Annotated in this window: 11 protein-coding genes; 10 read left to right on the forward strand and 1 reads right to left on the reverse strand. The window is 45.5% G+C overall.

What is annotated here, in order from left to right:
• Positions 1-62 precede the first annotated feature (62 nt).
• Positions 63-1,160 carry a Fic family protein gene (locus AC1DFM_RS05025; RefSeq protein ID WP_477075636.1) on the reverse strand — a complete coding sequence of 366 codons (1,098 nt, stop codon included), beginning with the start codon at positions 1,158-1,160 and terminating at the stop codon, positions 63-65.
• Between the two features lie 394 nt (positions 1,161-1,554).
• Between AC1DFM_RS05025 and AC1DFM_RS05030 the strand changes: the two genes are divergently transcribed.
• From AC1DFM_RS05030 to AC1DFM_RS05075, 10 genes are all read left to right on the forward strand, one after another.
• A complete protein-coding gene (locus AC1DFM_RS05030; RefSeq protein ID WP_477075637.1) occupies positions 1,555-2,157 on the forward strand; it encodes an RNA polymerase sigma factor in 603 nt (200 codons plus the stop codon).
• A 57-nt stretch (positions 2,158-2,214) separates the two neighbouring features.
• On the forward strand, positions 2,215-3,396 hold the full coding sequence (locus AC1DFM_RS05035; protein WP_477075638.1) for a FecR family protein: 1,182 nt from the start codon (positions 2,215-2,217) through the stop codon (positions 3,394-3,396).
• A gap of 140 nt (positions 3,397-3,536) precedes the next feature.
• Positions 3,537-6,965, forward strand: a complete 3,429-nt coding sequence (locus AC1DFM_RS05040; RefSeq protein WP_477075639.1) for a SusC/RagA family TonB-linked outer membrane protein — start codon at positions 3,537-3,539, stop codon at positions 6,963-6,965.
• A gap of 12 nt (positions 6,966-6,977) precedes the next feature.
• Positions 6,978-8,477: a RagB/SusD family nutrient uptake outer membrane protein gene (locus AC1DFM_RS05045; RefSeq protein WP_477075640.1), complete on the forward strand. Its 1,500-nt coding sequence runs from the start codon at positions 6,978-6,980 to the stop codon at positions 8,475-8,477.
• Positions 8,478-8,490: 13 nt separating this feature from the next.
• Complete coding sequence (locus tag AC1DFM_RS05050) at positions 8,491-9,240, forward strand: hypothetical protein (protein WP_477075641.1); 750 nt, start codon at positions 8,491-8,493, stop codon at positions 9,238-9,240.
• Between the two features lie 76 nt (positions 9,241-9,316).
• Positions 9,317-10,237, forward strand: a complete 921-nt coding sequence (locus AC1DFM_RS05055) for an ABC transporter ATP-binding protein (protein WP_477075642.1) — start codon at positions 9,317-9,319, stop codon at positions 10,235-10,237.
• 15 nt (positions 10,238-10,252) lie between these two features.
• Entirely contained in the window at positions 10,253-12,571 is a 2,319-nt protein-coding gene (locus AC1DFM_RS05060) for a Gldg family protein (RefSeq protein WP_477075643.1), read from the forward strand.
• Positions 12,572-12,583: 12 nt separating this feature from the next.
• Positions 12,584-13,891: a MutS-related protein gene (locus tag AC1DFM_RS05065; RefSeq protein ID WP_477075644.1), complete on the forward strand. Its 1,308-nt coding sequence runs from the start codon at positions 12,584-12,586 to the stop codon at positions 13,889-13,891.
• A gap of 10 nt (positions 13,892-13,901) precedes the next feature.
• Entirely contained in the window at positions 13,902-15,215 is a 1,314-nt protein-coding gene (locus AC1DFM_RS05070) for a MutS-related protein (RefSeq protein ID WP_477075645.1), read from the forward strand.
• A gap of 16 nt (positions 15,216-15,231) precedes the next feature.
• On the forward strand, positions 15,232-16,728 hold the full coding sequence (locus AC1DFM_RS05075; protein WP_477075646.1) for a S41 family peptidase: 1,497 nt from the start codon (positions 15,232-15,234) through the stop codon (positions 16,726-16,728).
• Positions 16,729-16,763: the final 35 nt, after the last annotated feature.

Below are 16,763 nucleotides of genomic sequence, written 5' to 3' on the forward strand. Positions count from 1 at the left end.
ATGTGGGAGGAGAAAAATTCTGATGAAGATAACCAGCGCGTATATACTATTTCATGATATACTTATCTTAAAACATAGCTCGTACTTCTTCCGCCTCCAGGCTCTTTTACCAACACTCCTTTCTCTACCAACTCATTGATATCCCGCACAGCCGTATCAGAGGAGCATTTGGTGATCTTTGCCCATTGGGAAGAGGTTAGTTTTTCTATAAAGCCATCCATCAGGCGGAGGAGCATATTTTTCTGACGCTCATTAAAAGCATGCTCCCTGTGTTTGTCCCAGAAGCGGGCTTTCTTTACCACGTGTGCAAGAATATCATCTGTAGCCATCATAGCGCGGTAGAGGCATTCCAGAAACCATTCCATCCATTGGGTGATATCGAGATTTCCTTTTTGCGTTCTTTCCAATATCGTATAGTAGGCATTTCTTTCATTCATAATCTGAGCGGACATGCTGTAAAAACGCTGATTATTTTTATCGGCACGTGCCAGCTGCATATCTGTAATAGCTCTGGCGATGCGACCGTTGCCATCGTCGAAGGGATGTATAGTAACAAACCATAAATGTGCGATGGCGGCTTTAATGATGGGATCATTATCGGTGTTATGATTAAACCAATCCATGAAACGATTCATTTCTGCAGTTAATCTAYCTGCTTCCGGCGCCTCATAATGCACTCTTTCTTTTCCATAGGGGCCAGATATTACCTGCATGGGCGCTGTATCCGGGTTCATTCTCCAGGAACCGGTAATGATCCTTCTAATACCGCTTTTCCCCATCGGAAAAAGTGCAGCATGCCAGTTAAATAATCGTTCCTCAGTAAGGATGCTTTCATAATGCTGTGTAGCATCCAACATCATTTCTACTACACCCTCAACATCGCCATCTGCATGCACCGGACTAGCGATATCCACCCCTAATCTTCGCGCAATAGATGATCTTACCTGATTAATATCAAGTAGCTCTCCTTCAATTTCGCTGGTTTTGAGTACATCAAGTGTAAGTGTTTGCAGGGATGCTTCTGCTTGCAGATTAAATCCTAAGCTCTCCATGTAACCCAGTATTCTTCCCTGACGGAAACGTACGTCCGCTAAAAGACCAGCCAGTTTTCCGGCATCCCATTTAAATAATGGCCAGGTAGGTTGTTGATGAATGTACATGTAATCGCCGCATTTTATGCGGTGAATATAGGCATTATTCGCCGCATGAAGCGATTTATTCACCGCATTTTATGCGGCGATTATTTCTTAATTATTTATAATCAATCTATTAAAATAAATTCTATAATATTATAAATACATAATATACCTCTACGCTACTGCGAATTCATCTCTCCCAAAAATGATAGGTGATAGTATCAGGTGATACTATCACCTTTTCCCAACTCCGCCTCCAGCTTGAAAATAACGCCTTTGATAGTATCACATGATACTATCAAACCTCCTAATATCCATCCCAGCAAGCGTTTCATTATATCAAACTTTTATGCTCCCGTACCGCGTACTATGTTTTATCCATAATTTACTTTAAGTTTACCCGGGCTATAGAATAATTATGGTGGAGAAAGACTTACTCTTTAGTGAACAGGAGTTATTCAGGCGCATATCAGAGGGCGATACTGCTGCATTTTCCAGCATCTTTCAAACTTATGCCGATCCGCTTCACTGGCACGCAGTTAAATTGTTGAAATCTGAATTCTGGGCAGAAGAAATTGTACAGGAAGTATTTGTTCAGCTATGGGCAAAGCGGGATTTACTGACTCATATTGAATCTCCGGGCGCCTATCTGTACAAAATGCTGGGCAATAAAGCCATGGACCGGATGCGCCGCGATCAGCTGGAAATCAAAATGCAATACCTCGTGGCGCAAGCGCTGCACCTGTCGCAATCAAACGAACCTATACAAGGCGAGCGCTGGGACCGTATGCAAACATTATTACAGGCAGCCGTAAATCAACTACCGGAACAACGGAAACGCATATACCAACTGAAATACCGCGATGGCTACAGCTATGAAGAAATTGCCGCCATCCTGTCTATTTCTGTGCATACTGTACGCAACCAAATGTCGAAGGCCTTACACGCCATCCGCACCTTCTTAATGGAAAAAGGCGCCGATTTATTCCTGCTACTTATCTGGATGGCAGCCCTCCAATAATTTTTTTTCAGGGAGTAGTATTTTTTCTGACAGCTATTCGTCTTACTAATATCAGGTATGAAATCATCCAGGGATCAACTAAGCTATTTGTGGCAGCAATACGCTACCAACCGCGCTACACCGGCCGAGTTAGACAAATTATTCGATTTGTTGAACGACCCGGCGCAGGACGACGAACATTTCATGATGTTCCGGGAGGCGCTGTCTACTGTGCAGCAAGATGAACACCTGGGTAGTAGCAGCCAGGCAACCATGTGGGATCATATTTTACATACCGCACAAATCGACACTATTCCAACCAGGATTGCCGAATTAACGCCGACCCGGCGGAATACCGCCATTTTCCGCTGGGCGGCTGCGGCAACCGTATTGGCGCTATTGGCCACCGGCCTATACTTATGGCAGCAGCCACCTGCTACCACCGGTAAGGTAATTGCCAACAATACCGTGCAACCCGGCAAAGCAGGCGCGATACTCACCCTCGCAGATGGTTCAGAAGTATCCATGGATAGCATCAGTAACGGGATAATTGCAAAACAAGGTGGCGCATCCGCCAAAGTAATTAATGGCGCGCTGGTATATGAAACCGCCGGCAACGAAGTGGTTTTTAATAAAATCACCACTCCTAAAGGACGGCAATTTAAATTAACACTGCCCGACGGATCTGTAGTGTGGCTCAACGCTGCCAGTACCATCCGCTATCCCACTGTTTTTGCAGGGAAGGAAAGACGGGTAGAGATTACGGGAGAAGCATACCTGGACGTAGCCGCCAATGCTACCATGCCTTTCCAGGTGGCCATCAACAACGGTACTACTATTGACGTATTAGGCACGTCCTTTAACGTCAACGCCTATCCGAATGAGGCGGATATGAAAGCAACACTAGTCAACGGAACAATCAGGGTAAAGTATAACAAACAAACAATTACGCTACAACCAGGTCAACAAGTAGCACAACAAAGTGAACAACTACTACTCGTCAAACAAGTGAACATCCAACAGGTGACTGCCTGGAAAGATGGATTCTTCAACTTCGATGGCGTTCCATTAGCGGAATTAATGCGCCAGATCGAACGTTGGTACGACATCACCGTTGAATATGAAAATGGCGTACCGGACATCACTTTCGGAGGAAAGATGAGCCGGCAGGAAAGCCTGGAAAGCTTATTGAAAGGGCTGGAAGAATCCGGCGTACATTATCGTTTAGAAGGCAGAAAAGTCATTGTGATTAATAAATAATACACAACCAAAATAAAAACGGAAAAATCAAATATGCAGATGCCGGCAAAAAAAACCGGGAGCGATTGGCGTCGCCTCCGGCTAGTATTCGGTTGATCCGTTGTATTCGCATTCAACGATTATTTTAAACAACCAAACTGATGCAATTTAACCAAAAAACTGCAATTCGGTACAGGCGTCGTGTGTTCACCAACGTCTGTACTGGCCTGGATTTCCGGCAAGGATTCAGTAATATAAGCACGCGGGCTATTCAGCTATCGCTATTATTCCTCCTGGCCATCAATTTATCAACCAACGCACAAACATTAAAAAATGCGATTTCATTTTCCGGGGAGAATGTGCCGCTTTGTAAAATATTCCCTGTTATAGAAGAACAATGCGGTTATACAGTCATGTATAACAAACAGTTACTGTCGGCTGCACATCCGATTAATCTGAAGGTGCAAAACATGTCGCTGTCCGACTTCCTGGAGCTGGCATTTAAAGACCAGCCACTGCTATTCAGAATTGGTGACCGCACCATCTTTCTCTCTGAAAAATCTTCCGGCCTGCCTTTCTCCTTCCCAGTAGCTATACCTAAAGACACCACCTATACCATCAATGGTGTTATTTATGAAGCCACTACAGGTAAGCCTTTGATTGGTGTTACGGTGATGGTCATGAAAAATGGTAAAGGCACACAAACAGATGAAAAAGGTGAATTCAGGATCGCTAAAATTGCCGGCCCTGATGTACTCAGCATGAGCTATATCGGGTACCAGCCAGTTAAAATAAAAGTGGCCGGTGCTACCAGCAAAATTTCTATCAGCATGGCGCCTGCTACAGATCAGCTGGATCAGGTGGTGGTACAAGCCTACGGCATTACCAGTAAACGTCTCGCTACTGGCAGTATTACGAAAGTAACAGGCGAGGAAATTGCCAGACAAGCGGTGCTAAATCCTTTACTCGCGCTACAAGGTAAAGTACCTGGTATGATTGTGACCCCGAATGGCGGGCATTCCAGCGGAAATGTGCGGGTAGAAATAAGAGGAAGAAATTCTGTGGGATTTAACGCCATTTCAGACCCACTATATATCGTGGACGGCGTTCAGTGGAATATGGCGAATGCCAATGCGCCCATTATGGGAATGACCCCTGGCCTCATCCAGGGTGGCTATTCGAATGTAGGTGGCCAAAGTCCGCTTTTTGCACTCAACCCAAAAGATATCGAAAGTATTGAAGTATTAAAAGATGCTGATGCTACCGCCATCTATGGCTCCAGGGCCTCCAACGGTGTAATACTCATCACCACCAAAAGGGCAAAACCGGGAAAGACGGCCTTCAATGTTGATTACACAGAAGGTTGGAGTACACCCTCCCGCCGCATTCCTTTGATGAGTACACCTGACTATATTGCCATGCGTAAAGAAGCCTTTGCCAACGACAATATTACACCCAATGCAGATAATGCACCTGATCTGATGAAATGGGACACCACTAAATACACCGACTGGCAAAAGCAACTGGTGGGTACCGGCAGACAACGTGTGATAGCAGTGGGCCTAAGCGGAGGTGATTCCCATACTACTTTCCGGTTAAATGCGAATTATGATAAAACCATCGATCTGATGAATGTCTCCGGTGGCAACACAAGAGGATTGGTACAATTTAACCTCAATCACAAAAGCCCGAATGAGAAGCTACGCGTAGATCTGAATGTAGGCTACAGCAGTATGTTGGTGGATGCAGTCAACTATTCCGGCTCCTTCTCCTGGTTTATTCCGAATGCGCCTCCCATCTTTGATGAGCATGGAAAGCTAAACTTCGAAGGATGGAATTTTGGTTATAATTCATTTGCATTTCCGTTTTCTTACTTACTGACACCCAGTGTTAGCAAAACCAATTTCCTGACCTCGTCACTCAATATGTCCTATAAGCTGGCCCAGGGACTAACAGTCAGCGTTCAGGGCGGTATTGCTCAAAATACGGGTAGCAGTAGTTATAAAATACCCATCGCCGCACAAAATCCTTTGTTTGGAGACCTGACCGGCCAGGCTACTTTTGGGAACACGCTCTCCCGGAACTTTAATGCCACCCCTCAACTGGAATACGTGCATATGCTCGGAAAATCGCGTATAGCCGTACAGGTAGGAGGCACTATTCAACAGGCCACTACCACCGGCACCACCGCCGTCGGCTCCGGATACGAATACGATGAACTAATGAATACGATTACCAATGCGCCTTCTCAGCAAACTACTGAAATGCGTACTGACTATAAATATGCCGGCATGTTCGCCCGGGTGAATTATAACCTGGAGAATAAATATATGCTGAACATCAATCTCGAAAGAGATGGTTCCTCCCGGTTTGCGCCAGGAAAACAGTACGGCAATTTTGGCTCAATTGGTGCCGGCTGGGTCATCAGTGATGAAAAATGGATGAGACCTCTCCTGCCGCAATGGATCAATTTCTTCAAATTCCGGGGAAGTTATGGTATGACAGGTAGCGATGGTTCTATGGACTATCAGTACATGAAAGAATGGGCTCCCAAGGACCCTGATTACAACAGAATACTCATGCCCGGTTATAACGGCATTAAACCATATCTGTTGCAACATTCCTTCAATGATCAATATCGATGGGAATCCAGTAAACAACTGACCCTGGCAGCTGAAAGCGGATTTTTTGATAGCAAACTGATGATCTCGGTGGAATGGTATCGTAAACGTACCGACAATCAGCTCACGCAGTTTCCCACGCCTATATTTACCGGCTTCCCTTTTGTACTGGGTAACTGGACCGCCAATGTACAAAACAGCGGCATCGAGGCAAGTGCGAACTGGCAGGCCATTAACAAAAGAGATTTTTCGCTTGTTCTGAACTTCAATATTGGCGCAAACAAAAACAAATTAGTGTCTTACGATGGTATCGAAAATTCACCTTATGCCCTGACTTACAAGGTTGGCAGATCGCTCAGTACCATGTACCTGCTTCATTACCTGGGTGTAGATCCCAGAACCGGGCAATACAGTTATGAAGATCACAACAAAGACGGAGCCGTTACCTATGGTACCGATTTGCAGACACCCAATGCTGACGACCGGTACATTGAGCTGGATATGACACCCGCCTTTGCCGGCGGCGCAGGCGCGATCATTACTTACAAACAGCTCACCCTTAACCTCGGATTTTCCTTCAGAAAACAAATGGGGCAAAATTTACTGGCGAACGTTCGTCCGGGGAAAATGGAAAACTTATATCTCCCTGCGGACTATGCGAAAAATCGCTGGCGTAAACCGGGTGACATTGCACTATATGCGCCTTACTCTACCAACATAGACGTGATGAGTGAATCTGATCGCACCTATACGGATGCCTCTTTTCTCCGGCTGAATAACCTGAGTTTGGGGTATGAGTTACCATCGTCTTTTGCAAAGAAAGCAGGCATGCACAGTTGCAGCCTGATGATGAGCATACAGAATGTTTTCTGGATCAGCAGGTATATGGGATTAGATCCTGAGATTCAGCAGCTATCCACTATTCCTACTGCCCGCACGTTGACTGGCAGATTGTCCTTTACTTTTTAAATCATGAAGTATATGTCTTTAATACGCGGTGTATTCGCCAGTTTTTTGATTTTACTGCTATCTTCTTCCTGTAAAAAATTAATAGAAATTCCAGATCCTGCCACTTCGGTGACTTCGGACAAAATATTCTCTTCTGATAAACAGGCAGAAGGTGCGCTGGCAGGAATTTACTCCCGGATGATCAATTCAAACGGATTCACTTCATGGCAGGCCGCCACCGAGAGTACCACCTCCGGACTGGCCACCATACTGGGAGGATTATCATCAGATGAACTTTATTTAAGAGCAGGCGTACAAAATACTGCCTTCTATTATTTTAGTACCAACAAACTAAATGTAGAGAATAGCGGCACCAGTGCCCAGAAAGCCTGGGCCAGCGCCTATAAAACAATCAGTACCGCCAATGCGGTGATTGAAGGATTGAACGCCTCTACCTCTCCGGGCTTGCGGGATAGCGTTAAAAAAGTTTTCAGGGGAGAAGCCAAACTGGCGCGTGCCGTCTGCTACTTCTACCTCACAAATCTATTCGGAGAGGTGCCCCTGGCGCTCGTGATGGATTACAACACTACGATAAAATTACCCAATGCCACCCAGCAGGATATATACCGGCAGATAGTAGCCGATTTGCAGGAAGCCTATACCGTATTACCTGGCGATTACACGGCTGGTCGCGGTGAGAGAGTACGACCCAATAAGTGGACTGCAGCAGCATTGCTTGCCCGTGTAGCGCTTTATTTACGCGATTATCCGGAGGCAGCGGCCAAAGCATCGGAAGTATTGGCACAAACTTCCCTATATGAACTCGATGATCTCAACAAAGTGTTCCTGGCCAATAGCCGCGAAGCTATCTGGCAACTGAAACAGACCACAGAGGACCTTTATATCCTGAAAAATGCCACCCAGGAAGGGTTTGCCCTACTACCCGTTGGCAGCTTCACTTCCGGTGCCACTCCTTATTGCCTGACAACAGAATTACGTCATGCCTTTGAACCAGGCGATAAAAGATATACCGCGTGGGTAGACAGCACCAATAATAAACAGACGAATCCTAACGCACCTTTCTTTACCTGGTATCCGAAAAAATACAAAATAGGTGGTCCTAATGCAGTGGCAGGCGCACCTGCCCCGGAGTACTATATGGTAGTACGTTTGGCGGAAGTACTGTTGATCCGTGCGGAAGCGGCAGCACATGGCGCCGGAGGTGGCATAGGCGTAGCGATTGATGACCTGAATCAACTCCGTCATCGTGCCGGCATTCCTCTATTATCAAAAGACCTTTCCGCCGCAGCCGTACTGGATGCAGTAGCCGCGGAACGGCGTATCGAATTATTTGCTGAATGGGGACATCGCTGGCTGGATCTTAAAAGAACAGGCAAAGCCAGGGAAGTGCTTTCTAAAATAGCACTTAAGCAACCCTGGGCAGGCGACTATCAATTGCTATATCCCATTCCAAAAGATGAAATCAACAAAGCACCTTTCCTGAAACAGAATCCTGGATACAATGCACTATAAAAAGAACTGGCATATGAATAATTACCGGATCAACAAGAAAATCTCCACCCTGCTGTTGTTAATTGGTATAGGCATTATTTCCTGTAAGAAAGACGCCACGCCTCCAGGGACCTCCTCACTCATAGTGATGAACGCCATCGCAGGAAGCACCGACGTAGCGATGAATTTTAACGGCATTGCGCCCATAAATTATTTGCTCACCAAAAGAATTTCTTATAACACGGCACAGTCATTCAGCTCCTATAGCGGTATACAGCCATTAGGCATTTTTGAATATCCTGACACCACAGCGGATCATGTATTATATAACTTGTCGCTTTCATTACCGGTAGGCTCCATTACCACATTGATCCTGACTGGTAGCAGGGCTAAACCAGACAGCTTCCTCATTCACGATGACCTGCCGTATTATCCGCCGGGCGACAGCGTAATGGGCATACGATTAATACATGCCGCCGGCATTGCACCAGTAAAGGTGGTACTGAAAGGAGATCCACAAAAAGAACTGGCACAGCTTTCCTTTAAAAAGCAGACCAGTTTCTTTAAAGTGCCGGTACTCGCAGGAATAGACAACTATGTATTTGAATTTCGGGATGCGATCACCAATACACTGATCGCCTCTTATACAGCGAACGGTATTGGACAATTTGATACGGACAATAATCCCTGGCTCCGTCGCAATATTAGCCTGGTGCTAACAGGGAACACGGAGGCAACAGGCGCTCAGGCTCCTGCTGTAGTGGATATCAGGCACTCGAGATAGTCAACTTCTTCACCAAAAAATCCTAACGGAGGCCGCAAATGCGGTCTCCCGGGGAACCTTTATTCATAAAAATAATATGAGCGTACTTAAAATTGAAGGACTCTCGCACAGGTACAGCAGCTCCTGGGCAGTCCGCGACATCAACCTGGAGATTAATCAGCATGGCATTGTTGGCCTGCTCGGCTCCAATGGCGCAGGAAAATCTACCATGATGAACATCGTCTGCGGTGTACTCAATCAAACGGAAGGTTCGGTAACCATCAACGGTGTAGATACCCGCAAACAAGCGGAACTGGCGAAGCAGCAAATAGGATTTCTGCCACAACAGCTCCCCTTGTATACTGATCTTACGGTAGATGAATACCTCCAGTATACCGCGGAGCTAAGAGCTATTCCCAAAGACCATATAAAGAAAGCCATCACCGAAGTAAAAGAGAAAGTAGGCATTGCTCATTTCAGTTCCCGCCTGATCCGCAATCTTTCCGGTGGTTATAAACAACGTGTAGGCATTGCACAAGCTATTATTCATAAGCCGAAGCTGGTAGTGATGGATGAACCCACCACCGGCCTCGATCCTAACCAGTTGATTGAAGCCAGGAAGCTGTTACAGGAAATTGGGAAAGAGCACACCGTATTACTGTCATCTCACATCCTGCCCGAAATACAACTGATGTGCCGGGAAATTATTATGATAGAAGGAGGACGCATCATCTTCTCAGACAGTATGGATGCGTTCAACAACTATATCCAGCCGGGAAGTGTGCTGATATCGATGGAGAACCCTCCTGCAGAAGCGGACTTATTACAAATCCACGGCGCAACGAAAGTAGAATACCTCACCAAAAAACAAATACGCCTCTATTTTGAAGGAGATGCAGACATCACAGAACGCCTGGTACACGCCAGTGTTCAACACAATTGGCAGCTCCGGGAATTAAGCCTGGAACGCTCTCTCCTGGATGATATCTTCAAGCAACTCTCTACTAAAACGAACTAATAATATACCGCGCAGATGAAAATTACTTTAAAAATTGCCCGAAATGAACTTCGCAACCTTTTCTATTCGCCGGTAGCCTGGTTTTTAGCCATCGCCTTCTTTGTGTTTTGCGGATACTTTTTTGTTGCGTCCACAGAAGAAACAGCCAAATGGCAAGATATCTACTTCAAGAATAGCCCCTTTTTCAAAGGCTTTCCCGGCTCCCAGACACGTGGTGTTTTCCTGGGTGCCAACAGTTTGTTTATCAGCGCACTGAAAAATTTATATCTCTTTGTGCCATTGCTGACGATGGGCCTTATCAGCCGGGAATTTAACAATGGTACGATCCGGTTACTTTACTCCTCTCCGGTTAAAACAAGAGATATCGTACTGGGAAAATACCTGGCTATTCTAACCTTTAATATGGTACTGGTAGCTATTGTCAGCATCTTCGTAGTAATAGGTCTTTTTGGTATTAGTCACGTTGACTATGGCGTTCTCCTTTGTGGGCTATTCGCTTTCTTTCTGCTTGTTTCCGCCTATACCGCTATCGGTATGTTTATGTCTTCCCTCACCAACTACCAGGTACTCTMCGCTATCGGCTGTTTCATCCTGCTTTTTGTGTTGGGTTCGGTAGGGCAACTCTGGCAAAAATATGATTTCATAAGAGACCTGACTGCCTTCATCTCCATCAATGGCCGTACACAAAATCTATTGATGGGACTCATCAACAGCAGTGATATCGCTTACTTTCTGTTGATAGATGCTATGCTGATCCTGTTTACCTATCTCCGGTTACAGAACGCCAGAGCGGTACTTCCCTGGTATGTTAAAACAGCCAAATACCTGGGTGCATTCCTGATTGTATTAGTCATCGGTTTCTTCACCTCCCGTTTAACGAATATCTGGTATTACGATACCACTGCCCAACAAGTCAATACACTGCATCCCAAAACACAGGCAGTAGTGAAAGAACTGGGAGATGAGCCTTTACAGGTAACCATGTACGTTAATTTGTTAGGTGCTGGCTTAAACAATGGGTTTCCGGAAACCAGAAATGCATACCTCGCACAGATGTGGTCACGCTACATACGTTTTAAACCCAATATTGAATTTAAGTATGTTTACTATTACGATGTTCTCGATGGCGATAGCACCTATTTTAAATATTTGCCCGGTAAAACACTGGAACAGATAGCAGCGTTGACAGCAGAAGGCAATAAGGTAGATCTTTCCTCCTTCCTTCCACCAGACAGTATCCGGAAAGTAATAGACCTGGCGCCGGAAAATATGCGACTGGTAATGGAACTGAAATACAAAGGCAGGACCACTTTTCTGCGCACATTCGATGATCCGCTCTTCTGGCCTACAGAATCGGCTACTGCCGCCGCCTTCAAAAGACTGTTACAGAAAGAAATGCCGCAGGTGCTTTTCAGCGCAGGGCATTACGAACGTAATCCATCTAAACTGGGCGAACGGGAATATGCCGGCCACTCCGCTTCAAAGTGGGTACGCGGCTCCTTAACCAATCTCGGTTTTGATATAGATACAATTAATCTTGAACGTCAGGACGTTCCTACCGACATATCCAGCCTGGTAATAGCTGATCCGAAAACAGACTTCAGTGAACAAGCCCGTCAAAGGCTGAGCAAATACATTGATCAGGGAGGGAACCTGTTTATACTGGCAGAAAATGGCAAACAAAATACAATCAATCCACTACTGAAACAATTAGGCATTACTGCACAAGATGGCTTACTGGTACAACCATCACCACATGAAATGCCGGATCATATCGGTTTATATGTAAGCCGCCCTGCGATGGATATGGCGGATAATGAAACCGCCTATCTCGCCAAAGAAGGAGGCGACAGTATCAACATTATGATGCCTGGCGCGGTACCATTAAAATGGTCGGATTCCAGTGGGTTCGCCATAAAATCCATCCTGCTTACTCGGCCACAATCTACCTGGCACAGCGCCCATGGCATTGTAGTTGATTCTGCTGCCCCTGTATTTAATGCTGCTGCCGGCGATATACAAGCCGATAGTTTTGTAACAGCCCTTCAACTGGTACGCCATATTAAGGGAAAAGAACAACGTATTGTAGTGACCGGGGACGCCGACTTTATGAGTAATGGCCGCCTCCAGAACGATTATATGTATAGCACCATTTATAGCTGGCTGGACTTTAACCGCTTCCCGATTTTCGTATACCTGCATTCGCCGAAAGACAACCTGATACTATTAACCTATGCACAGGTAATGACCATCAAATGGACATTCGTCTGGATCATTCCCGGATTACTGTTAATAGGTGCCACGATTTTATTAATCCGCCGTAAAAGGCAATAACCACTTTGTCAGATGCATTTACAAACTGATGAGCAAACAATTGATGATCTGCGCTTATTTAGCAAAAGAGATATAGTGGGCATCTATGAAATATATAATCACGCCTGCACCCGGGGAGGAGAAGCGCTGCTACAGGATATGTTCCGCCATCCGCTGACAGATGCCACCGCGATCCGCCAAAGAGGTAATATTATCCGGCATTTCGCACAAGCGCGTATAGACTTCCCTTTCAACGGCTCCCTCTTTGACCTGGCTGAAAAATATTTCGCTCACCCGGCACAACAATCGGGAAGAAACAGTCAACCTGAATTGGGAGAAAAAGATATCCAGAACGGCGTTGCTGCCGTTCTGGAATTACTACAGCGGGTAAAAGCCTTTATTGCAACAGATGCCGTCACCAGCAATACCGCCTTTACATCCTTGCGTCAGGAAATGGAAACGCGTTTGTCTGATCCGGCATTTACACCTGTATTCCGTGAAAACCTAAAAAGTAAATTATCATTTGCAGCCAACGCTGCATTTGATAATTTACTTCGTATCCGCGAACGCGAAAAAGTGCAACATATATTGCACTTCATATATGAGCTCGATGTTTATATGGCCGTAGCGCAGGTAGCTAACAAGCATCATTTCATCTTCCCAACACCATTGGAAAAAGAAAGCAACACCCTGACTCTCGAAGGCMTGTACCACCCGGCTTTAACCCAGCCTATAGCCAACGACGTGGAAATGGGATTATCGCAGCGGGTCATCTTTCTCACCGGCGCCAACATGGCCGGAAAGTCTACTTTCCTGCGGTCACTAAGCACCGTAATGTACCTCGCGCATATGGGTTTCCCGGTAGCAGCGCGCAAGATGGAGTTTTCCGTGATGGATGGTATTTATACCACCATCAACTTACCCGATAACCTGGGCATGGGCGCCAGTCACTTCTACGCAGAAGTATTGCGTGTAAAAAAAGTAGCTGCAGAACTCAGCGCCGGAAAGAAAATATTCGTGGTGTTTGATGAATTATTCCGCGGTACCAACGTAAAAGATGCGCATGAAGCTACAGTAGAAGTAACCAAAGCTTTTGCATCTAAAACAGCCAGCCGGTTTATTATCTCCTCTCACATCGTGGAGGCTGGTGAAGACCTGCAACAACAACCCGGCATCGGCTTCCTCTATCTTCCTACGCGCATGAATGGTCATACACCGGAATATACCTATCGCCTGGAACAAGGCATCACCGCCGATCGCCATGGGATGATCATTATCCAGAATGAAAAAATCCTCGACATCTTAAAAAACGGGAAGAAGAATATTAACGTAAACGTTTAAACGAAGTGACATGAGCTTTTTTATTGACAAACAAACGTTAGAGGAACTGAACCTGTTAGGCAAGTATCGTACGGGATCTATCTTTCATTTGTTCAATCACGTGAAAACAAGAGGCGGAGAAAAAATGCTGGATGATATGTTCCATCATCCGCTGACAGATATCCACGCAATTAATACACGCACAGATATATTCCGCTTCTTTCAGGCGCTGAATATCCCTTTTCCCTTTGATGAACAACAAATCATCAATATGCGGGAATACCTCGATACCTCGCCCGGCAGCAACCGGCTGGCTGCATTTGTGGGCACATTTACCCAGAAATGCCTGGCAAACCTAACGCGCGACGAACGCTACAAAAAGAAAGTACAGGGCTTGCAATCCACCATTGGCGTACTTCATCATTGCACCGCATTCCTGCAGGCACTCCCCGGCGAAGGCCCCTTTGCGCATAAGATTAAAGAAATGCGCAGCCTCCTGGAAGAGCCGATGTTGAAAACGCTCGCCGCCACGGATATCTACCAAACGCTTTCCTTAACAGCACTGGCTCACTATGACTACCTGCTAAAATCGGCCTATGCGGCCAAAATGGAGGCAGTATTGCGCTTCATCTACGAAATAGACGTATACATTGCCGTTAGCAAAGTAGCCGCCAAAAGAGGCTTTAATTATGCCCGTGCACTACCAAAAGAGACAAACATCCTGGCAGCGGAAAATCTCACACATCCGGCGTTGGCGAACGCAGTAGGCAATCATCTCACCATGGATGAACACAGCAATGTATTATTCCTGACAGGCGCTAATATGGCTGGTAAGTCTACCCTGATGAAATCGGTAGCCATTGCGGTATACCTTGCCCACATGGGATTCCCGGTGGCTGCTACCAAACTGGATTTTTCTATAAGGGAGGGATTGTATACGTCCATCAACGTAGCAGATAACATAGGATTAGGTTACAGCCATTTCTATGCGGAGGTAATGCGGGTAAAGCAAGCCGCAGAAGCCACCGCCAGCGGTAAAAGACTATTCCTCCTTTTCGATGAACTCTTTAAAGGTACCAACGTAAAAGATGCTTACGACGGCACCCTCGCGGTTACCGAAGCCTTTTCCGACTATCAGCATTGTCTTTTTGTGGTATCCACACATATCATTGAAGTAGGGGAAGCACTGAAAGGAAATAAACACATTCGCTTCTCCTACATGCCAACTATCATGGAAGGCAGCATACCTAAATACACCTATCAGCTGAAAGAAGGCATCACAGCCGATAGACAAGGAATGATGATCATCAGGAATGAGGGTATTCTTGACCTTATTTATTCTTAAAAACTTTACGCACTATATGAAACAATTTATTAAGACGGGTTTGGCTGCAATGCTGGCAGTACAAAGTCTGGGAGCCCATGCACAGGAAAAAGAATTTTCCCAACTATCAAAAGAAGATCTGTTATCCGATTTTCGTTTAGCCGTGGATATCTTAAAGAAACAGCATCCAAATCCTTACAAATTCACCGATTCCACCACCTTTAACAAACAGGTAGATTCCCTGTTAAAGCTGGCATCTCAACAAAAGGATATCCTCAGTTGTCTGCAATACTCGCCGGTGCAACTACTCCATGATGTGCATACTGCGTTTAATTTCTCACCAGAACATATCCGCGAGGTTTATAATAATATTCAGTTCTTCCCCTTCCCCGTTGTGATTGAAAGAGGCAGAATCTTCATTAATTTAAAAGGAGGCGAAGTTCCTTACGGATCAGAGATAGTGAGCATCAATGGTATGAATGTTCCCGATATCCTGCGGGTACTCGCCAGTGCAGCCTACAGCGACGGCTACATCAAAACCGGCACTGACAGGGTATATGAAGAATTCCAGCTGCTTTTCAGTCTCCGCGCCGGTGTTACCCGTTCCTTTGACATTGTATACAAAGCACCTGACAATAACAAAGAAAGTAAAATCACCCTTCCTTTCTCATCACCCACAGATGCTTTTCATGCCACAAAGAAAGCCGTCATGCCTATTAATATGCTCCAACGCGCATATTATGTGTACCGGAATTATGATGACGCTACCAAAACAGGGCTGCTAACCGTCAACACCTTCTCCCTCGATGAAGCTACTGCCTACAAAGAGTTCAGCGATTTCTTTAAAGAAATCAATCGCCGGAATTACAAACAGGTAGTGATTGATATCAGAAGTAATGGTGGCGGCAACCCTGCCATCAGTGCATTGCTCTACTCTTTTTTAGCAAAAGGTCCGTTCCGCAATGTGTATAACTACCGCACCAAAACTATTGACATCGCCTACCCGGAATATGCCGTAGCAGACAATGGCCGTGTATTATCTGAAGATGATATCCGTCGTAATCTGAATTTCCTCTATCAACGTTTTGATAAAGACAGCACTGGCTTCTTCGTAGGAAATGCCCGTTTAAGAGATGGACTACTGGAAGATTTTCCGGCCGATAAAGATGCCTTCAAAGGAGAAGTATATGTATTAACCGGTGGAGGCACCGTATCCGCAGCTACTTACTTTGCATCGCTGGTACAAAAAAACAAACGTGGTGAAATCATCGGTAAAGAAACTGGTAGTGGTGTAGATGCTACTACAGCAGCCTGGTTCCTGAAATATATGTTACCTAAAACAAAATCTATTCTCACGGTACCCATGTCTGAGTTGTATTTCTTCAATGCCTCAAAAGACAGTGGGCGTGGTATTATGCCTGATTACGAAGTGCCGTTGAATCAGTTCATTGCATATGTGCGGGAGAGTAAAGATCCTGAACTGACATATACATTTGAGCGAATAAAGACTAAATCGGATTTAGCGAAGAAGTGATGAGAGAGAACGCTGCAAAGGATTTTGCAGCGTTC

The sequence above is a fragment of the Chitinophaga sp. 05T412 genome (assembly GCF_056396465.1).

What these genes read in the sequence shown, in the direction of transcription:
- AC1DFM_RS05055 (WP_477075642.1), top strand. Translation starts at nt 9,317, where the DNA reads ATGAGCGTACTTAAAATTGAAGGACTCTCGCACAGGTACAGCAGCTCC.
- AC1DFM_RS05040 (WP_477075639.1), top strand. Translation starts at nt 3,537, where the DNA reads ATGCAATTTAACCAAAAAACTGCAATTCGGTACAGGCGTCGTGTGTTC.
- AC1DFM_RS05035 (WP_477075638.1), top strand. Translation starts at nt 2,215, where the DNA reads ATGAAATCATCCAGGGATCAACTAAGCTATTTGTGGCAGCAATACGCT.
- AC1DFM_RS05070 (WP_477075645.1), top strand. Translation starts at nt 13,902, where the DNA reads ATGAGCTTTTTTATTGACAAACAAACGTTAGAGGAACTGAACCTGTTA.
- AC1DFM_RS05030 (WP_477075637.1), top strand. Translation starts at nt 1,555, where the DNA reads ATGGTGGAGAAAGACTTACTCTTTAGTGAACAGGAGTTATTCAGGCGC.
- AC1DFM_RS05045 (WP_477075640.1), top strand. Translation starts at nt 6,978, where the DNA reads ATGTCTTTAATACGCGGTGTATTCGCCAGTTTTTTGATTTTACTGCTA.
- AC1DFM_RS05075 (WP_477075646.1), top strand. Translation starts at nt 15,232, where the DNA reads ATGAAACAATTTATTAAGACGGGTTTGGCTGCAATGCTGGCAGTACAA.
- AC1DFM_RS05050 (WP_477075641.1), top strand. Translation starts at nt 8,491, where the DNA reads ATGAATAATTACCGGATCAACAAGAAAATCTCCACCCTGCTGTTGTTA.